The organism is Cypionkella psychrotolerans (assembly GCF_001294535.1).
Taxonomy (GTDB): Bacteria; Pseudomonadota; Alphaproteobacteria; order Rhodobacterales; family Rhodobacteraceae; genus Cypionkella; species Cypionkella psychrotolerans.
The window spans coordinates 12,716-31,339 of record NZ_LGIC01000065.1 but is presented as its reverse complement, the minus strand read 5'-3'; the positions used below and the strand labels follow the sequence as shown (position 1 = coordinate 31,339).

Below are 18,624 nucleotides of genomic sequence, written 5' to 3'. Positions count from 1 at the left end.
TTGCGTCCTTGGTCGAGACCTGCAAACTCAACGCAATCGAACCGCACGCGTATCTCACGCAAACCCTTCAGGCTATCGTCAATGCGCATAAACAAAGCCAGATCGCAGACCTGCTGCCGTGGAATTACGCCGCAAAGGTGTCATCGGCGCACCGCTTACAGATCACCTTCGCCGCCTGGACGAATAGCATGCGAAGATAGCGGCTGCCCCGTTTGGTGATCCGCCCGAGGATCGTTCTCCCGCCCGTGCTGTATTGGGTCGGCACCAAACCGACCCACGCCGCAAAGTCCCGGCCTCGGTCGAAAGCCTCCCCCTTGCCAACTGCCGCGACCATTGCCGTCGAGATCATCGGAGCGATCTCGGGAATGGTCATGATGTTGGCGCAGTTCTCTTCCGTGCGGCTGATCTCCTCGATCTCGCCCGAGACGTCCTCAATCCGTTTGTCCAGCCAAAGCCAGTCGCCGTAAAGCCCGATCAGAATGCCGCGCATCCGGGGCGAGATCTCGCCCCGCCGCTGTTCGAGGATCGCCTCAAACGAATTCTTCAACGCCCGCAGACCCGAGCGCACAGTGATGCCCTGTTCGATCAAAAAGGTCCGGATTTGGTTGATGCTCGCCGTGCGCCGCGCAACCAGCCGCGCCCGGACCCGATGCAATGCCTGAAGATCGAGCTGATCCTGATCTTTCTCCGAAACGGTCCGCAGGCTAGGTCGCAGCACCGCCTCAGCGATTGCCTCGGCGTCATTGTAGTCATTCTTCTAGCCCTTGTTGAAGGGCTTCACGTAAATTGCCGGGATGATCCGCGGCTCGAAACCCATGCCGCGCAGCGTCCGGCTGACGAAATGGGCGCTGAGGCAGGCCTCCATCCCCACGATGCACCGCGGGAGCTGCTCGAATGTCGATTGCAATGCCAACCGCTTGATCTGCTTACGCATGACCAATTGGCCGACGCGATCAAACCCGACCAAGTGAAACGTATCCTTCCCAAGGTCGACACCGACCACGGCAAGCTCATCAAGGCTTTCTGTCTTCTTTGCACACACGGCCACTTCTCCTCGTTGCACGGTTGATCCCTTTTCAGGATAACCCAACGGGGGAAGCAGCCGACACATCCCATTAGCGGATATAGGCGTCGCCAAACCCGGCGCCACGCGCAATCCGCAACGCCGCTTGCGCATCAGCGCCCGAGCCAAACGGCCCCGCCATTACGATCTGCAAATCCTTGCCGCCACGCTGCAGCTTCGACTTTGCCACCGGCAGACCCAAAGCCTGCAACTGCGCTGCAGCCCCCGCCGCATTGGCGGCCACGCCAAAGGTGCCGATCTGCACCCAAGCCCCGCCACGCACGGCTTTCGGCGCAACCTCGGCCTGACCCGAGGACGACACCGTCACCGAAGCCACTGGCTTGTGCTTGCGGGTCTTGGCCTTCTGCACATCAGTGATCAGCTGCGCCGGAACCTTCTGCGTCCACAACTGATCCTGCGCCGCCTGCCCCTCTGCCGTGCCAACGCCGCGCAGCGGGTTCAAGCGGCCATCGGTCCATGCGACTTTGTAGCCCTTCGGCACCACCACATTCGGCACCGCAGCCGAGGCATATACGGGGGCAGCCGCCACCCGTCCGACGCCCGGATTGTCCGCCCGTGCCACCTGCACAGGCGCGCTCAGCGCCGCACCGACACCCGCGCCACGTGGATAGATCGGCGACCGCCAGCCGGTCAGCGTGCCGTCGCCGCGCGTGCAGACCACCGCCGTGCCGCCATTGCGCAACCGCACCACTTCCGCCACCGGAGCCGAGGTATAGCAGCCGATCTTGCCCGCAGCCGGGCCAACACTCGCCGCCCGCTCATAAGCCTGCGCCGGGGTCGGCAAACTCGCCACCAGACCTGCGGTCGGATGTTCGACCCGCACCTGCGGCACGGGTGCAACCATCACAGCTTCGGGCATCATCGCACTGGCCACCGTCGCCATCGGCGCATTGGCTTTCGCGGGCTTCACCACCACGGGGGCCGCAGCCACCACCACTGGGGCCGCCTTAACCGGGGCCACATCTTCGGCGACTTCAATCGCGGGGCGGGCGCCAAATGTCGGCGGATAGCCACACAGAACCTTGTGCTTGCGGTTCACCCGCGCCACCCATTGCGCAGCACCCGCGTAGCTTGCGTTCATGAAAACGCAGCCCCGGCTGTCAACGTATTGCGCGCCCTTAAAACTGGCCGGCGGGCGTTCAGCAGGTTGGCCAATCTGCGCCACTGTCTGCGCAGAGGCCACAATCGGACCCATCCCAGCCGCAAACACCGCGACCGATACAATCTTCAATAGCATGACTACCCCCAAGTAGTTTTGGGGAAAGAATGCGTCAGGATTGTTTCCGAGTAAAGGGGCTAAGCTTTATTTAGTGCCAAACATCCGGTCGCCCGCATCCCCTAGCCCTGGGACAATATATCCGTGGTCATTCAGCTGTCTGTCTACTGCTGCTGTGACGATCTGCACATCGGGATGGGCTTCTTTCATCCGGGCAATGCCCTCGGGGGCGGCAAGCAGGCACAAAAACCGAATATTCTTCGCACCCGATTGTTTCAAAAGCGTAATCGCCGCGACCGAGGAATTCCCCGTCGCCAGCATCGGATCAACCACGATCGACACCCGCTCCTCCAGATGATCGGGCAGTTTGCAGTAGTATTGCACCGGCTGCAGCGTTTCCGGGTCGCGGTACAATCCGATAAACCCGACCCGGGCCGCCGGGATCAATTCCAAGATGCCATCCAGCAGCCCATTGCCCGCCCGCAGGATCGAGATCAACGCCAGTTTCTTGCCGTCAATCGTCGGCGCGTCCATCGGCTCAATCGGCGTCTCGATGTGCTTGGTGGTCATCGGCAATTCGCGCGTCACCTCGTAGGCGAGCAGCAGGCTGATCTCGCGCAAAAGCTTGCGGAAAGACGCGGTCGAGGTGTCTTTTTCGCGCATAAGCGTCAGCTTATGCTGCACCAATGGGTGAGAAACGACGGTCAGATGTTCAGCCATTGGCCTGCTCCAGAATTTTCAGAATGCGGGTTTTGGTATCGGCGTCACAAAACGCCGCGTCAAGCGCGGTGCGGGCGATCTTGGCAAAAACCCCCTCGTCCCAATCAAACGCTTGATTCAACATCTCGTATTCGCGCGCCATCGTGGTGTGGAAAAACGGCGGATCGTCGGTGTTGATCGTCACCTTGACGCCGCGATCAAACATCTCACCAATCGGATGCTTGCGGAAACTGGGGTAGATGGCGAGGGCAACATTCGAGCCCGGACAAAGCTCCAGCACCACGCCACGCTCGGCGATTTCCTCAACCAGTGCCATATCCTCAATCGCGCGCACTCCATGACCAATGCGCTCCGCGCCCAGATCATTCATCGCCGCGCGCACCTCATCGGGGCCTTTCCACTCGCCGGCGTGGGCGGTGATCCGCAATCCCGCCTCGCGCGCCGCATCGAACGACCACAGAAAATCCTTCAATTCACCGGATTTTTCATCGCCACCAATACCAAAACCGGTGATGAAGTGGCCCGCGGTCTCCGCCGCACAGCGGGCGGTTTCCCGCGCCTTTTCCGGTCCAAAATGCCTGATCGGCGTGACGATGCCGCGCAGCGTAATGCCGAAATCCTTCTCGGCTTTGGCGGCAGCCTCCGTGATCGCGTGCAGATATTCCTTCCATGCACCCAGATCGCGCCCGCCGCAAAAATCTGGCGAAAGAAAAGTTTCGCTGTAAACTACGCCACTTGCTGCGCTTTCTTCAAGCACCGCGAGGGTCAACCGATAAAAATCCTGCGGCCCCTTCAACGGCTCACACGCCGCCTCATAGACCTTCAGAAAGTTCCAGAAATCGGTAAAGCGATAGCTGCCGTCCTCGTTGAAAATCCCGGCGATGTCGATGTTCTTCTCTTTCGCAAGGCCCTTGATGAACGCAGGTGGCGCTGCGCCTTCCAGATGCAGATGCAATTCCACCTTCGGCAAGCTGTTGATCGTCAAAGAAAACTCCTCCCCGGCCGCTGCGCCGTCACCCCCAAATGCGCCGCCACCGAGGCCCCCACATCCGCAAACGCTCGCAGCCCCAAGCTGCCCGAACCTATCCCGGCACAGACCACAGGCACCCGTTCCCGGGTATGTTCCGTCCCCGTCCAAGTCGGATCATTGCCATGATCAGCGGTGAATATCGCCAGATCACCGGGGCGCAGCCGCGTCAGCAAAGCCCCCACCCGCCCGTCAAACCATTCGAGCGCGCGAGCATATCCCGCCACATCGCGGGGATGGCCATACAGCGTGTCAAATTCGACAAAGTTCGCAAAGGTCAAGGAACCGTCCTCTGCACCGTCCACCAAGCCATCCAAATACCCAAAAAGGTCAAGGTCACTCTTGCCCTTCCACAGCTTGCCAATGCCTTTCATCGAGAAAATATCGCCAATCTTGCCAATCGCATGGGTCGCCCGCCCCGCGCTTTGCACCCATTCCAGCAGGGTCGGCCCCGGCGGGTCCATCGCGTAATCGTGCCGATTAGCAGTCCGTTTGAACGCCCCCGGCACCCCGGTAAACGGCCGCGCGATCACCCGGCCCACCTTCATCGCGTGCAGATACGGTGCCAGATCCTGACACAGCTTCAACAGCCGCTCCAAGCCAAACGCCTCCTCATGCGCCGCGATCTGGAATACCGAATCCGCCGAAGTATAGCAAATCGGCCAACCAGTGCGCAGATGCTCGGCGCAATGCTGCTCGATGATCGGCACGCCCGAGGCATGGCAATTGCCCAAAATCCCCTGCGTTCCCGCCAACTTACATACCAGCGCCACCAAATCCGCAGGGAATGACGGAACCGTATCGGGAAAATACGTCCAATCCCAGGGCACCGGCACCCCCGCCAATTCCCAATGCCCCGAGGGCGTATCCTTGCCGCGCGACACTTCTGTCGCAGCCCCCCAGCGCCCAACAGGCGCGGACCCTAACCCCGGAGCCTTCAGCCCCGAAGCCAGTTCAATCGCCGCCCCCAACCCCAACCGATCCAAATGCGGCATCCGCAACGGCCCCAAATGCCCGACATCTGCCCGCCCCGCAGCACAGGCCTGCGCAATATGCCCCAGCGTATTCGCCCCGGCATCGCCGAAATCCGCCGCATCCGGCGCACCACCGCAGCCCACCGAATCCATCACGATCAGAAACGCGCGCGTCATCTAAGTGATCCTTTTGATGATCAAATCCGGGTCTGGCGGGGCCACCGCCCCCATCGCATAGGCCGCCTGCACCCGCAGAATTGCTTCTTCCGCCGCCGCTTCGGTCGCCGCATGCACCATGCACAAGGGATCGCCCGCGCCGATATCCTCGCCAATCCCGGCCAGATCCGACAGCCCGACCGACAGGTTCAACTTGTCACCCTCGCGCTGCCGACCACCACCAAGGCCGACCACCGCAAGGCCCAATCCCTGCCCGTCAATCGCGGTGACAAAGCCTTGCCGCAGGCTGGGCACCTCTCGGATCACCGTCGCCGCAGGCAGGCGGTCCGGCCAGCGTTCGACAAAATCCAAAGGCCCGCCTTGCGCCGCGACCATCCGGCCAAACCATTCCGCCGCAGCCCCGGATTCCAACGCCTGCTCTATCCGCCCCGCGCCATCCGCAGGGTCCGCAGCCAAGCCGCCCAAAGCCAAAGCCTCCCCCCCCAGCGCCATGGTGATATCCCACAAAGCCGCATTGACAGAGGTGCCCGTCAGCGTCTCCATCACCTCGATCACCTCCAGCGCATTGCCCGCAGCGGTGGCCAAAGGCTGGCTCATATCTGTGATCAGCGCAGAAGTCATACACCCCGCCCCTTGTGCTGTATGCACCAAGGCCCGCGCCAAAGCCTCGGCCTCCTCCAGCGTTTTCATAAACGCGCCAGAGCCGCATTTCACATCCAGAACAAGCGCTTCCAGCCCCGCCGCCAGCTTTTTCGACAAGATGGAGGCAGTGATCAGGTCCACCGATTCCACCGTCCCCGTCACATCGCGCACCGCATACAAACGCCGATCCGCAGGCGCAATTTCAGCGCTCGCCGAGACGATGGCACAGCGAATATCCTTCAACTGCCGCCGCAACTGGTCTTCGGTCAGCCCGGTTTTGAACCCCGGAATAGACTCCAGCTTATCCAAAGTGCCGCCAGTATGCCCCAATCCTCTGCCCGAAATCATCGGCACATAGGCGCCGCAGGCCGCCAGCGCAGGTGCCAGCATCAGCGACACACAATCGCCAATCCCGCCGGTGGAGTGTTTGTCCAACACCGGCCCCGGCATGTCCCATTCCAGCACATGGCCCGAGTCCCGCATCGCGCGTGTCAGCGCCACACGCCCCTGCTCGCCGAGGCCTTTCAGCAGCACCGCCATCGCAAACGCCCCGGCCTGTGCATCCGTCACGGCACCCGTCGCCAACCCCTGCGCGAACCATTGCAATTCGGCAGCCGAGGGCACCACACCATCGCGCAGGCTGACGATAATGGCGCGGGCGTCCATCACACCCCAACCTTAGGTGTGGCGTCCATATGGGCTAAGGTAAACACCCCCGGCAACAGTTCCGCCACCGTCAGCACTTTCGATTTTCCATCGGTGGTATAAAGGGTTACCCGCACGTCTTGACCCGCAAACTCGGCGATTTTCTGACGGCAGCCACCACAGCAGGGCACCGGCTCGGGGCTATCGGCGATCACTGCAATCTCGGCAATCCTTGTGTCACCGCCCGCTATCATCGCCGCAATCGCCCCGGCTTCGGCGCAGGTGCCTTCCGGGTAGGCCACGTTTTCGACGTTGCAGCCGACGTGCAGATTGCCCTCAACCGACAGGATCGCCGCCCCCACCTTGAACCGCGAATAGGGCGCATAGGCGCGCAGCCGCACCTCGGTTGCAGCACTCAACAACGACATCAGCGGCTCCACTTCCTGACCATATGGTCCAGAAGTGTGAGCCGCTTCAGGGTAAAGTGCAAGTGCGCTACAGAACCTGCGTCGGCGGATTTCCCGGCAGCGAGACTTCCAAAAGCTGCAAATCCGATGAACATTCGGAATACCGCGTCGCCATCCCCGGCGGGATCACGAAGGCATCGCCGGGGGCCAGACGGAAGGGGTCTTTGCCCTCGCCCTCCAGCACCATCTCGCCCGTCATCACGAAGCTGAACAGAATATCGCCCTGATGTTTGGTCCAAGGTGCCACCCCATTTGGCCGCGCCACCATCACCGACGCCACCCGCTTGGTGTTGGCGTGAATGGTGGTATCGCGCGCCTCAAACCCCGGAATTCGGAACGGCGCAAAGGCCCCAGTGCTGCCGATGTTATGCACAAAGCGCTGGCCGTCCCATTCCCGTTCGCGGTTAATGGTGCCATTTGGTAGGGTCATAACGTGGTCAATCTCGGTAACATGCTCGGCAGGAACGCCGATTTCCACCACCTGAACGCCTTCGGAATGCAGCACTTTATGGCGGATGGTCGGCGGCTGGATAAAGCAATCACCCGCTTCGATCCGCATGATATCGCCTTGATCTTCATAGAGAACATCGACCCAACCCGCGACGCAGAAGATCAGCTGAAACCCGACCTTATGGAAATGCACCATATCCGGCACCGGCCCATCCGGCACCCGGATGTGGCTGGCGATCATCGCGCCGCCCAACCGCGTCGGGATCAGATCGCGGTATTCCATCCCGGCCCGCCCGATCACCCAAGGCGCTTGATCGGCAAGCCTGCGCACCACAAACGCATGTTCGGTTTTCGGCAACACCAGCGGCGGGTTCAACTCGTCAATCTCAACCTGCGTGCCGCCCGGCGAGGTCAAAGCCTTCGCGCCATCGGCAATCGGCTCATCGGTCAAAATCCGCAGCAAACCGGGGGCGGACTTGCTTTCGGCATCCAACCGCAGCCGCAGCCCATGCCCCGAGATCACCGCAACGGCTGGGTTGTCCGCCGGATAGATCATATCCATCCGCATCCCCAAAGTCTTGGTAAAGAACGGCAAATCCTTGCGCAAGTCGCGGGTCGGCAGCACGATTTCGGCGCGAATATCAGACATCAGCTTTTCCCTTTGGGCCCAAACTTGTTCGGCCCGTATTTAGCCGTACATTTGGCGCTATATTTCAAACTTAAAGTTTCTATTTCAAGCGATTTCTTGTGATGCGAGCTATCACCAAACCGCTTTGACTTTGCGACGGGCTTGCTTTGCTTTAAGTCTACCAGCGCATACTCAAACCAAAAGCATGCGCACCGTTCACAAAAAGGCGCTAAAACACAGTGTGGAAAAGCCACAGTTGGCGCGCGATATAAACTGGTTTAAGGGTAAACTATAAATCTGCGGGAGGTTCGGATGGAAGAAGCACGGCAAGATAACGCACGGCAAGCGGCGCTGGATTACCACGAATTCCCCAAGCCGGGAAAGCTGGAAATCCGCGCGACCAAGCCACTGGCCAATGGCCGCGATCTCTCGCTCGCCTATTCCCCCGGTGTGGCAGAGGCTTGCCTTGAGATCAAAGCCGATCCCGCCACCGCGAGCCGCTACACCGCGCGCGGCAACCTGGTGGCGGTTGTCACCAACGGTACCGCCGTCTTGGGCCTTGGAAACATTGGGGCTTTGGCCTCGAAGCCCGTGATGGAAGGCAAGGCGGTTCTGTTCAAGAAATTCGCCAATATCGACTGTTTCGATATCGAGTTGAACGAGCCTGACCCCTATAAACTCGCCGATATCGTCTGTGCGCTGGAACCGACCTTTGGTGCGATCAATCTGGAAGACATCAAGGCCCCGGATTGTTTCATCGTTGAACAACTGTGCCGCGAGCGGATGAAAATCCCGGTCTTCCACGATGATCAACACGGCACCGCCATCGTGGTCGGGGCCGCTGCCACCAACGCGCTGCATGTCGCGGGCAAATCTTTCGCCGATATCAAGGTGGTTTCCACCGGCGGCGGCGCTGCGGGAATCGCTTGCCTGAACATGTTGCTGAAACTCGGCGTCAAACGCGAAAACGTCTGGCTGTGCGACCTTGCGGGCCTCGTCTACAAAGACCGCAACGAGCAGATGACCGAGCAGAAGGCCGCCTACGCTCAGGGCACCACCGCCGCCACTTTGGCCGATGTGATTAAGGATGCCGATCTGTTCCTCGGTCTCTCCGGTCCCGGCGTTTTGACTGCCGAAATGGTGGCGAAAATGGCCCCGCGCCCGATCATCTTTGCTCTCGCCAACCCGAACCCCGAGATCATGCCCGATGCCGTTCGCGCCGTGGCGCCTGATGCGATCATGGCCACCGGGCGCAGCGATTTCCCCAATCAAGTCAATAATGTACTGTGCTTTCCCTTCATCTTCCGCGGCGCATTAGACGTCGGTGCCACTGTGATCAATGACCAGATGCAACTGGCCTGTATCGACGGTATCGCAGCCCTCGCCCGCGCCACAACCTCTGCCGAAGCCGCCGCCGCTTACTCCAGCGAAAAGCTGACCTTTGGTGCGGATTACCTGATCCCGAAACCGTTCGATCCCCGCCTGATCGGCGTTGTCGCCAGCGCCGTTGCCAAGGCCGCGATGGAAACCGGCGTCGCCACACGGCCGATCCACGATCTGGACGCCTATCGCGAGAAGCTGAACGGCTCGGTGTTCAAATCGGCGCTGATCATGCGCCCGGTGTTTGAGGCCGCCGCCACCGTCAGCCGCCGCATCATTTTTGCCGAGGGCGAAGATGAACGCGTACTGCGCGCCGCCAACGCCATGCTGGAGGAAATGACCGACAAGCCGATTCTGATCGGCCGCCCAGAGGTCATCGCCACCCGCTGCGAACGTGCTGGGTTACCGATCCGGCCGGATAAAGACTTTGAAATCATCAACCCCGAAAGCGACCACCGCTATCGCGACTACTGGGGTTCCTACCACGAGTTGATGGCCCGCCAAGGCGTCACCCCAGATATTGCGCGTGCCGTGATGCGCACCAACACCACCGCCATCGCGGGCATCGCGGTGCATCGCGGCGATGCCGAGAGCATGATCTGCGGCACCTTCGGGCAATATCTGTGGCATCTGGGCTATGTCCGCCAGATCCTTGCGCGTGACGGCCTGCACCCCCGCGGCGCGTTGTCGCTGATGATCCTTGAAGACGGCCCGCTGTTCATCGCCGACACGCAGGTCAACGCCGTGCCGACGCCTGAGCAAATCGCCGATACCGTGATCGGTGCGGTCCGCCACGCCAAGCGTTTTGGCGTGCAGCCGAAGGTGGCTCTGTGCAGTCATTCCAGCTTTGGTAACCTTGACAGCGATTCCGGTCGCCGGACGCGCGCGGCCCTGGAAATCCTCGACGCCCGCGAAGTCGACTTCATTTATGAAGGCGAGATGAACGCCGATGCGGCGCTTGATCCCGAACTCCGCGCCCGCATCTTCCCCGGATCAAGGATGCAAGGCCCTGCCAACGTGCTGGTCTTCGCCTATTCCGACGCTGCCAGCACCGCGCGTAACATGTTGAAACTCAAGGCCGGGGGCCTTGAAGTTGGCCCGATCCTGATGGGCATGGGAAACCGCGCCCATATCGCCACCCCCTCGATCACCGCGCGGGGATTGTTGAACATGACGGCCATCGCGGGTACGCCGGTCGCGCATTACGGGTAAAATATCTCACCCAGACAAACTTCGCAAACCCGACCCGTCGGGTTTGCAAACCACGTAGGTTTGCACGCAAACATCGTATATTTGCAGGCAGTTTGCAAAACTTTGCGCCCATCTCTACGCAATATATGCAAACTTAGTGTCGCACCCCTGTCGCGATCCTTGCGCGACTCAAGCGGGCTTGCCTAAGACAGCCGCAGCTTTGGAGGAGGCATACAATGGTATACCGTGAAATCTATGCAGGCTGGCAGGCCAACCCGGAAGCGTTCTGGATGGAAGCCGCGTCCAAGATTGATTGGGTGAAACCGCCGTCCAAAGCCTTGGATGCCAGCCGCGCGCCCTTGTATGAATGGTTCACCGACGCCACCGTTAACACCTGCTGGAACGCCGTCGACCGTCACGTTCTGGCCGGGCGCGGCGATCAACTGGCGATCATCCATGACAGCCCGGTCACCCGCACCAAACACGCGATCACCTATGCCGAGTTGCAAAGCCGCGTCGCCTCGCTCGCCGGGGCGTTGCGCGCCAAGGGGGTGGAAAAAGGCGACCGCGTCATCATCTACATGCCGATGGTTCCCGAAGCCCTTGAGGCGATGCTGGCCTGTGCGCGGCTGGGGGCGATACACTCCGTGGTGTTCGGCGGCTTTGCGGCGACGGAACTGGCGGTCAGGATCGACGATTGCACTCCGAAAGCCATCATCGCGGCAAGCTGCGGTATCGAGCCGTCCCGCGTGATCCACTACAAACCCTTGCTGGATGCCGCGATCGACATGGCCGCCCACAAACCCGATTTCTGCGTGATCCTGCAACGCGAGCAAGAGGTTGCGGCCCTGATCCCCGGTCGCGATGTAGCATGGCACAGCTTTCAATTTGGCACCGAACCCGCCGAATGTGTGGCCGTGTCGGGTGATCATCCGGCCTATATCCTGTATACCTCGGGCACCACGGGGGCACCGAAAGGGGTGGTGCGCCCCACGGCGGGCCATCTGGTGGCGTTGAACTGGACGATGCGGGCGATTTACGACTGCGGCGTGGGCGATGTGTTCTGGGCGGCCTCCGATGTCGGCTGGGTCGTCGGCCACAGCTATATCTGCTACGCGCCCTTGATCGCGGGCTGCACCACGGTGGTGTTTGAAGGCAAGCCCGTTGGCACCCCGGATGCGGGCACGTTCTGGCGGGTGATTGCCGAGCATAAGGTGAAAACCTTTTTCACCGCCCCCACCGCTCTGCGCGCCATCAAGCGCGAAGATCCGGACGGCGAATTGCCCTCGGGCTATGATCTTAGCGCCCTAAAGGCATTATACTTGGCCGGAGAACGCGCCGACCCTGATACCATCCACTGGGCGCAAACCCATCTGAACATTCCGGTGATTGATCACTGGTGGCAGACCGAAACCGGCTATGCCATCGCCGCCAATCCGTTGGGGATTGAGGCTTTGCCGGTGAAAATCGGCTCGCCCACCGTGGCGATGCCCGGCTATGACGTGCAAATCCTTGACGAAGGTGGCCATCCGGTGGCCCCAGGCACTTTGGGCGCGATCACGGTGAAACTGCCGCTGCCCCCCGGCACGCTGCCGACGCTGTGGAACGCCGAGGATCGCTTCATCAAAAGCTACCTCACCCATTTCCCCGGCTATTATGAGACCGGCGATGCCGGGTATGTTGATGACGAAGGTTATCTCTACATCATGGCCCGCACCGATGACGTGATCAATGTCGCAGGACATCGGCTGTCTACAGGGGCGATGGAGGAGGTTCTCGCCAACCACAAAGACGTTGCTGAATGTGCTGTGGTCGGCGTGGCGGATGATCTGAAAGGCCAAAGCCCGGTAGGGTTCCTCTGCCTGAACAAAGGCTGCACCCGTGACCCGCAGCAGATCGTCAAGGAATGTGTGCAACTGATGCGCGACAAAATCGGCCCGGTCGCCGATTTCAAACGCGCGGTGGTGGTCGACCGCCTGCCGAAAACCCGCTCCGGCAAGATCCTGCGCGGCACTATGGTCAAGATCGCCGACAACGCGCCGTGGAAAATGCCCGCCACAATCGACGATCCGGCCGTCTTGGATGAAATCCGCACAGCACTGCAAACCATCGGCTACGCCAAGGCCCAACCAAAGCTCTAACCCAAAGCCCAACACTAGACAAAGCCGCCGCAGCGCTTACCTTGGGGTTATGCGCAACAGCCCTCTCCCCCCAGATGCCCAGACCGTTGCCCTGTTGGGCCACGATCTGCGCGCGGCTTTGTCCGAGGTGATCGGCGGGCTGCGCCTGATCGACCCTGAACGGCTGCCTGCAGAACCGCGCAGCCATATCGCTCGCACCCGTGCCGCCAGCGAAGCCCTCGCCCTGCTGTTAGAGCAAGCCCTCGTCCTGCTGCAGGACGCCCCGCTGCATCAGACAACCGCCGCGATCCGCTTGCACACCGAACACCTGCTGCACAGCCTGAAGTTGCGCTGGACGGCCCGGGCGCAAGAGCAAGGTCTCAGCTTTCAGCTTGAGGCCAAGAACCTGCCCGCACAGCTGGCGCTGGACCCGGCTTTTCTGGAGCGGATTCTGTCAAACCTGCTGAACAACGCGCTGAAATATGCCGAGACAGGCTGCATCTCGTGCAAATTGCACATCACCGCCGCGCAGCAGTTGAACATAACCGTGCAAGACCAAGGCAAAGGCTTTGCCCCCGCCACGCTGGCGCGGCTTTACACCTGCAACAACCGCGATGAGAGCGCCAGTATACCGGGCACAGGCATGGGGCTGCACATCATCTGGCAGATCGTTGGCCAAGCCGGGGGCCAGATCAGCGCCGCCAACCATGCAGGCGGCGGGGCCGAAGTGGTTGTGCTGTTGCCGCTGCACCCCCTCCTGCCCGCGGCAGTACCGCCCGCTGTTCCAATCGCCACGTCCGCACTCTTGCTGAACCGACACCTGCTGATCGCCGATGACAGCGAAACTGGTCGGCTGCTGCTGACCCAACTGCTCACCAGCCAAGGGGCGCAGGTCACGGCGGCAAGCGATGGCCTGCAAGCCCTTGACCACCTCAAGCGCGGCCGTTTTGATGCCCTTCTGGTCGATATCGAAATGCCGCAGATGAGCGGGCTAGAGGTGATCCGCCACATCCGCAGCCAATCCGGCGCGCTGGCCCGGCTACCGATTCTTGCCATTACCGCGTATCAACTCCGCGCCAACAAGGCGGCAATTTTGGCCGCTGGGGCCGATAGCCTGCTGTGCAAACCGGTGCTCGATGCCCAGAACCTCGCCGAAGTGCTGGGGCAAGTGCTGCGCCGCAACGTAGCCCCCCATCACGCCGGCCCGCAGGTTGAACCCGGGCAGTTTCAGGAGTTGTTGCAAATGGCCGGGCCAAAAATGGCCGCCGAGCTGCTGGATCATCTGCAAAAAGATCTGCGCACCGCCGAACGCGGGCTGCTCGCTGCCGCGCATGGTCCCGACTGGTTGGAGGTGCGGCGTCAAACCCATGTGATGATTGCGCTGGCAGGCACGGCAGGCGCCACTTTCCTGTATCAGCTGGCGCAGGCGATCAACACTTTGGCGCACCAGCCGGTGCCTGATCGCGGCACCTTCCACACTCTGCTGCCGCAAGCCCTTGAACAATTAGACATGTTGATCCATTTCATCGACCAGAAGATCGTGAGCCCCCTCAACTTGACACCCACCGTCACCACGCAGGAGCCGCAGTGACCGCATCTCTGCCCCCTATCCTGCTGATCGAGGACACGCCCTCGCTGCAACTGCTGTACCGCGCAGCACTGACCAAAGCCGGTTACGCAGTGGTGACGGCCGGCACGGCCGCCGAAGGGCTAGAGTTGTTGCACGAAGCCACCCCGCAGGTGATCTTGCTGGATCTGGTGCTCCCCGACCGCGATGGCCTTGATTTGATGCGCGAAATCCTGCAACTGCACCCCGGCCTGCATGTCGTGGTGATGACGGCGCATGGCTCGATCAACAAGGCGGTCGAAGCGATGCGGGCCGGCGCGCATGAGTTTCTGGTCAAACCGTTTGACGAAGCGCGACTGCTGAATGTCGTGGCCAATGCCCATAAAACAGCGTCCGCCAAGCCGCGCGCCAAAGCCGCAGCGCCGCTGACTGTGTTGCCCGCCGCCGCCAGTCCGGTGCCAGCCCCGATCGGCAGCGGCTTCATCGGCTCGTCGCAGGCGATGGCCGCCATCCACGCCACCATCGTCTCAGTCGCCCGCTCGATGGCCACGGTGTTCATCACCGGCGAAAGCGGCACCGGCAAAGAGCTGTGCGCTTTGGCTGTGCATAGCAATTCCCCGCGCGCCAACGGCCCGTTCATCGCGCTGAACTGCGGCGCGATCCCACAGGATTTGCTGGAATCCGAAGTGTTCGGCCATATGAAGGGCAGTTTCACCGGGGCAATTTCCGACAAACCGGGGGCGGCGACGGCTGCGGATGGCGGCACGCTATTTTTGGATGAAGTCTGCGAAATGGCCCCGGCGCTGCAAACCAAGCTGCTGCGGTTTTTGCAAACCTCCACCGTGGTGCCGGTGGGGGCGACCCGGCCAAGGAAGGTCAATGTCCGCATCGTCTGCGCCACCAACCGCGATCCGATGGATGCGGTGCGGCGCGGCCAGTTCCGCGAGGATTTGTTTTACCGCCTGTTCGTGGTGCCGATCCACATGCCGCCTTTGCGTGAGCGCGGCGATGATATGATCGAGATCGCCGAAACCGCGCTTGCCCGCTTTGCGCAAGAGGAAGGCAAGCAGTTTGACGGCCTGTCGCCCGAGGTGCGCGCGCTGTTCCGCCGCCTGCCATGGCCTGGCAATGTGCGGCAAGTGTTGAACGTGATCCGCAACGTCGCCGTGCTGCATGATGGCGGTGTGCTGACTTCCGGCATGCTGCCCGCCAGCCTGCTGCAGCAGGCGCAAGATCTGCTGATCGCGCAGCGCCCCGCCCATCCAAGCGAGCCGCCGAGCCAACCAGAACCGACCGGCCTTGACACGCTGCTGGGCCGCCCCTTGGCAGAGATCGAGCGTCTGGTGATCGAAGCCACGCTGGCCCAACACAACGGCTCGGTGCCAAAAGCCGCAAGGGTGCTGGAACTGTCGCCCTCCACGCTCTATCGCAAGATTGAGACTTGGACGCAGCGCTAGGGCGATTTTTTAAGCAAAAAATCGGGAACGATTTCTGCCCCAGAAATCGGTTGCGCTGCGGGCAAGTATTAACACTTCCTGAACAGACCCCTGCAACCCCTTGATTTTCCTTACATCAAATTCTGTCCACACGTGGACAAAGCCAAAATCAAGCAAACTGCTCCACAATCAACCGCTCCTCCAACCCATGCCCCGGATCAAATAAAATCCGGTGACAAATGGACGGTTCCGACCGTATTTCCAACGAAACCACATCCGTCACGGACCGGCTGTCCGCATCTGCCCGCACTGGACGTTTCTCTGGCTCCAGAATATCAAACCGCACCACCACAGACTTGGGAAGCAAAGCCCCCCGCCAGCGTCGCGGCCGAAACGCCGCCATCGGCGTCAAAGCCAGCACCTCCGACCCGATCGGCAGCACCGGCCCATGCGCCGAATAATTGTAGGCGGTGGACCCCGCAGGCGTCGCCACCAGCACGCCATCACAAACCAACTCCTCCAGCCGAACCTTGCCATCGACCGAGATCCGCACCTTCGCCGCCTGCGGCCCCGCCCGCAGCAGGGACACCTCATTGATCGCCAAAGCCTGCGTGATCGCCCCGTTCGAGGAAACCGCCGTCATCGCCAGCGGATGGATCACCGCCTCCTCCGCCACAGCCAGCCGTTTCGGCAGCAGATCGGCCGAGAAGGTGTTCATCAGAAACCCCACTGTGCCGCAGTTCATCCCATAGACCGGCAACCCCAGCGGCTGCGTCTCATGCAGGGTTTGCAGCATGAAACCGTCCCCCCCCAAAGCCACCACAACATCTGCAAGCTCTACCGCCACCTGCCCATGCAGGCCCACCAGCTCCGCCAGCGCCTCTTGCGCCGCCGGGGTCGTGCTGGCCACAAACGCGATCTTCTTGAACACCACCCGCAGAATCCTTGTGCTTGGATGCGCAGCCTTGCCCGCCCTGCCGCCAAACTCAAGCCCTGCCCGCGCTTTCGATAGCGGTAACAAGTTTCCTATAGTGAACAAGACGGCGTAACCGACCCGTTCCGCGTCGTTTCTTGCCTTCCCCAAAGCCCCCCCTTGGCCTAGAACCGCTGCAAATCGGCCCATCACCCGCAGGAGACGCCATGACCGCCCACCGCGATACCGGATTTTTCACCGAAAGCCTGTCCAGCCGCGATCCCGAACTTTTCGGCTCGATCACCAACGAATTGGGGCGTCAGCGCCATGAGATCGAGTTGATCGCTTCGGAAAACATCGTCAGCCGCGCGGTGATGGAAGCGCAGGGCTCGGTGATGACCAACAAATATGCCGAGGGTTATCCGGGCAAACGCTATTATGGCGGCTGCGAATTCGTTGACGTGGCTGAAAATCTGGCGATTGACCGCGCCAAGCAGCTGTTTGGCTGCGGTTTTGTCAACGTGCAGCCGAACTCGGGAAGCCAAGCCAACCAAGGCGTGTTCAACGCTTTGCTGAAACCCGGCGACACCATTCTGGGGATGAACCTCGCGTCCGGTGGTCATTTGACCCACGGCGCGGCCCCGAACCAGTCGGGCAAATGGTTCAACGCCATCCAGTACGGCGTGCGTCAGCAAGACAGCCGCATCGACTATGACCAGCTGGAAGCCTTGGCGCTGGAGCATAAGCCGAAGCTGATCATCGCGGGCGGTTCCGCCGTGCCGCGCCAGATCGACTTTGCCAAGTTCCGTGAAGTGGCGGATAAAGTGGGTGCCTACCTGATGGTCGATATGGCTCACTTTGCGGGCCTTGTGGCCGGCGGTCATCATCCCTCGCCCTTCCCCTATGCTGACATTGCGACCACCACGACCCACAAAACCCTGCGCGGCCCGCGAGGCGGCATGATCCTGACCAACAACGAAGATATCGCCAAGAAAGTGAACTCGGCGATTTTCCCCGGCATCCAAGGCGGCCCGTTGATGCACGTCATCGCCGCGAAAGCCGTGGCGTTCGGTGAGGCTCTGCGCCCCGAATTCAAAGCCTATGCCGGCCAAGTGATCAAGAACGCGCAAGCCTTGGCGGATGAGCTGATGAAAGGTGGCATCGACATCGTCACTGGCGGCACCGACACCCATGTCATGCTGGTCGATCTGCGCCCTAAGGGTGTGAAAGGCAATGCCACCGAGAAAGCCTTGGGCCGCGCCAACATCACCTGCAACAAGAACGGCATCCCGTTTGACCCGGAAAAGCCGACCGTGACCTCGGGTGTGCGTCTTGGCACACCGGCAGGCACCACGCGGGGGTTTGGCGAGGCTGAATTCCGCCAGATCGGCAAATGGATCGTCGAAGTGGTTGATGGTCTGGCCGCCAATGGCGAGGATGGCAACGCCAAGGTTGAGGCCGCCGTGAAAGCCCGCGTTGAAGCCATGTGCGAGAAATTCCCGATGTATCCGGGACTGTAAGTCACGCGATTCTTTGTAAAACGGGCAAGAGGGTGGTATCTGTCCACCCTCTTGTCATTTTGGGCGATCACAGGCCTAATACGGCAATGCAGTTTTGCGCCTGGCCCATGTCACAACCAGTCTTTGAATATCTTTTTAGTCTCTCGGTCCGGCGCAATCGCAAAAGCTACCTGCTGTACCAACTGGCATAGTGGACGGCGGTTTTGCTCGCCCTCCATATCTGCCGCCTTTTGCCCGTGCCGTTGATTCTCATAGCCGGGGCGGTGATTGTCGGGGTGTTGGTCTGCTCAAAAATCGCTGTAACCATTCGGCGCGCCAACGATATCAGTGTGCAGCAGGCGATCTGGCTGGCGCTGTTTTTACCGTTTATCGGCCAATTTCTCGAATTTGTACTGTATGTTATGCCCGGTGATATTGGCAGCAACCGTTTTGGTGCCAATCCGATTTCGTGATCAGACTATGACACC

The 18,624-nt window shown here is 61.0% G+C and carries 15 protein-coding genes and 1 pseudogene; 7 read left to right on the top strand and 9 right to left on the bottom strand.

Going from position 1 to position 18,624, the window contains the following annotated elements; genetic code table 11:
* Positions 1-8: 8 nt before the first annotated feature.
* A complete protein-coding gene (locus tag AKV04_RS27850; protein ID WP_407638444.1) occupies positions 9-200 on the top strand; it encodes a transposase domain-containing protein in 192 nt (63 codons plus the stop codon).
* On the opposite strand, the pseudogene AKV04_RS13240 reads toward AKV04_RS27850, so the two are convergent.
* From AKV04_RS13240 to AKV04_RS13205, 8 genes and pseudogenes are all read right to left on the bottom strand, one after another.
* A pseudogene (locus tag AKV04_RS13240) lies at positions 152-1,042 on the bottom strand (IS110 family RNA-guided transposase); the annotation flags it as partial. The gene AKV04_RS27850 and the pseudogene AKV04_RS13240 overlap by 49 nt on opposite strands.
* A gap of 73 nt (positions 1,043-1,115) precedes the next feature.
* Positions 1,116-2,321: an SPOR domain-containing protein gene (locus tag AKV04_RS13235; RefSeq protein WP_054006894.1), complete on the bottom strand. Its 1,206-nt coding sequence runs from the start codon at positions 2,319-2,321 to the stop codon at positions 1,116-1,118.
* Between the two features lie 66 nt (positions 2,322-2,387).
* Positions 2,388-3,020, bottom strand: coding sequence for a uracil phosphoribosyltransferase (gene upp, locus AKV04_RS13230; RefSeq protein WP_054006893.1), 633 nt, complete (start codon positions 3,018-3,020; stop codon positions 2,388-2,390).
* Positions 3,013-4,005: an adenosine deaminase gene (locus tag AKV04_RS13225; RefSeq protein WP_054006892.1), complete on the bottom strand. Its 993-nt coding sequence runs from the start codon at positions 4,003-4,005 to the stop codon at positions 3,013-3,015. The genes upp and AKV04_RS13225 overlap by 8 nt, the downstream gene beginning before the upstream one ends.
* A complete protein-coding gene (locus AKV04_RS13220) occupies positions 4,002-5,198 on the bottom strand; it encodes a phosphopentomutase (RefSeq protein ID WP_054006891.1) in 1,197 nt (398 codons plus the stop codon). The genes AKV04_RS13225 and AKV04_RS13220 overlap by 4 nt, the downstream gene beginning before the upstream one ends.
* Complete coding sequence (locus AKV04_RS13215; protein WP_054006890.1) at positions 5,199-6,506, bottom strand: thymidine phosphorylase; 1,308 nt, start codon at positions 6,504-6,506, stop codon at positions 5,199-5,201. It abuts the gene before it with no gap.
* Positions 6,506-6,913 carry a cytidine deaminase gene (locus AKV04_RS13210; RefSeq protein WP_054006889.1) on the bottom strand — a complete coding sequence of 136 codons (408 nt, stop codon included), beginning with the start codon at positions 6,911-6,913 and terminating at the stop codon, positions 6,506-6,508. The genes AKV04_RS13215 and AKV04_RS13210 overlap by 1 nt, the downstream gene beginning before the upstream one ends.
* Before the next feature lie 67 nt (positions 6,914-6,980).
* Complete coding sequence (locus AKV04_RS13205) at positions 6,981-8,051, bottom strand: cupin domain-containing protein (protein ID WP_054006888.1); 1,071 nt, start codon at positions 8,049-8,051, stop codon at positions 6,981-6,983.
* Positions 8,052-8,342: 291 nt separating this feature from the next.
* Here AKV04_RS13205 and AKV04_RS13200 point away from each other — a divergent pair, with 291 nt between their 5' ends.
* The 4 genes from AKV04_RS13200 to AKV04_RS13185 all read left to right on the top strand — a co-directional run bounded on the left by AKV04_RS13200 (position 8,343) and on the right by AKV04_RS13185 (position 15,745).
* Positions 8,343-10,622 carry an NADP-dependent malic enzyme gene (locus AKV04_RS13200; protein WP_054006887.1) on the top strand — a complete coding sequence of 760 codons (2,280 nt, stop codon included), beginning with the start codon at positions 8,343-8,345 and terminating at the stop codon, positions 10,620-10,622.
* Between the two features lie 215 nt (positions 10,623-10,837).
* Entirely contained in the window at positions 10,838-12,742 is a 1,905-nt protein-coding gene (locus tag AKV04_RS13195; protein WP_054006886.1) for a propionyl-CoA synthetase, read from the top strand.
* 49 nt (positions 12,743-12,791) lie between these two features.
* Positions 12,792-14,312 carry a response regulator gene (locus AKV04_RS13190; protein ID WP_054006885.1) on the top strand — a complete coding sequence of 507 codons (1,521 nt, stop codon included), beginning with the start codon at positions 12,792-12,794 and terminating at the stop codon, positions 14,310-14,312.
* Positions 14,309-15,745, top strand: coding sequence for a sigma-54-dependent transcriptional regulator (locus AKV04_RS13185; RefSeq protein WP_054006884.1), 1,437 nt, complete (start codon positions 14,309-14,311; stop codon positions 15,743-15,745). Before AKV04_RS13190 ends, AKV04_RS13185 begins: the two co-directional genes overlap by 4 nt.
* A gap of 148 nt (positions 15,746-15,893) precedes the next feature.
* Here AKV04_RS13185 and AKV04_RS13180 read toward each other — a convergent pair whose 3' ends face one another.
* On the bottom strand, positions 15,894-16,655 hold the full coding sequence (locus tag AKV04_RS13180) for an NAD kinase (protein ID WP_054007167.1): 762 nt from the start codon (positions 16,653-16,655) through the stop codon (positions 15,894-15,896).
* Positions 16,656-16,864: 209 nt separating this feature from the next.
* On the opposite strand from AKV04_RS13180, the gene glyA reads away from it, so the two are divergent.
* Positions 16,865-18,157: a serine hydroxymethyltransferase gene (gene glyA, locus AKV04_RS13175; protein WP_054006883.1), complete on the top strand. Its 1,293-nt coding sequence runs from the start codon at positions 16,865-16,867 to the stop codon at positions 18,155-18,157.
* Positions 18,158-18,393: 236 nt separating this feature from the next.
* The gene (locus tag AKV04_RS13170) at positions 18,394-18,609 is read left to right on the top strand and encodes a DUF805 domain-containing protein (protein WP_235815649.1); all 216 of its coding nucleotides are present in this window, start codon (positions 18,394-18,396) and stop codon (positions 18,607-18,609) included.
* Positions 18,610-18,624 lie beyond the last annotated feature (15 nt).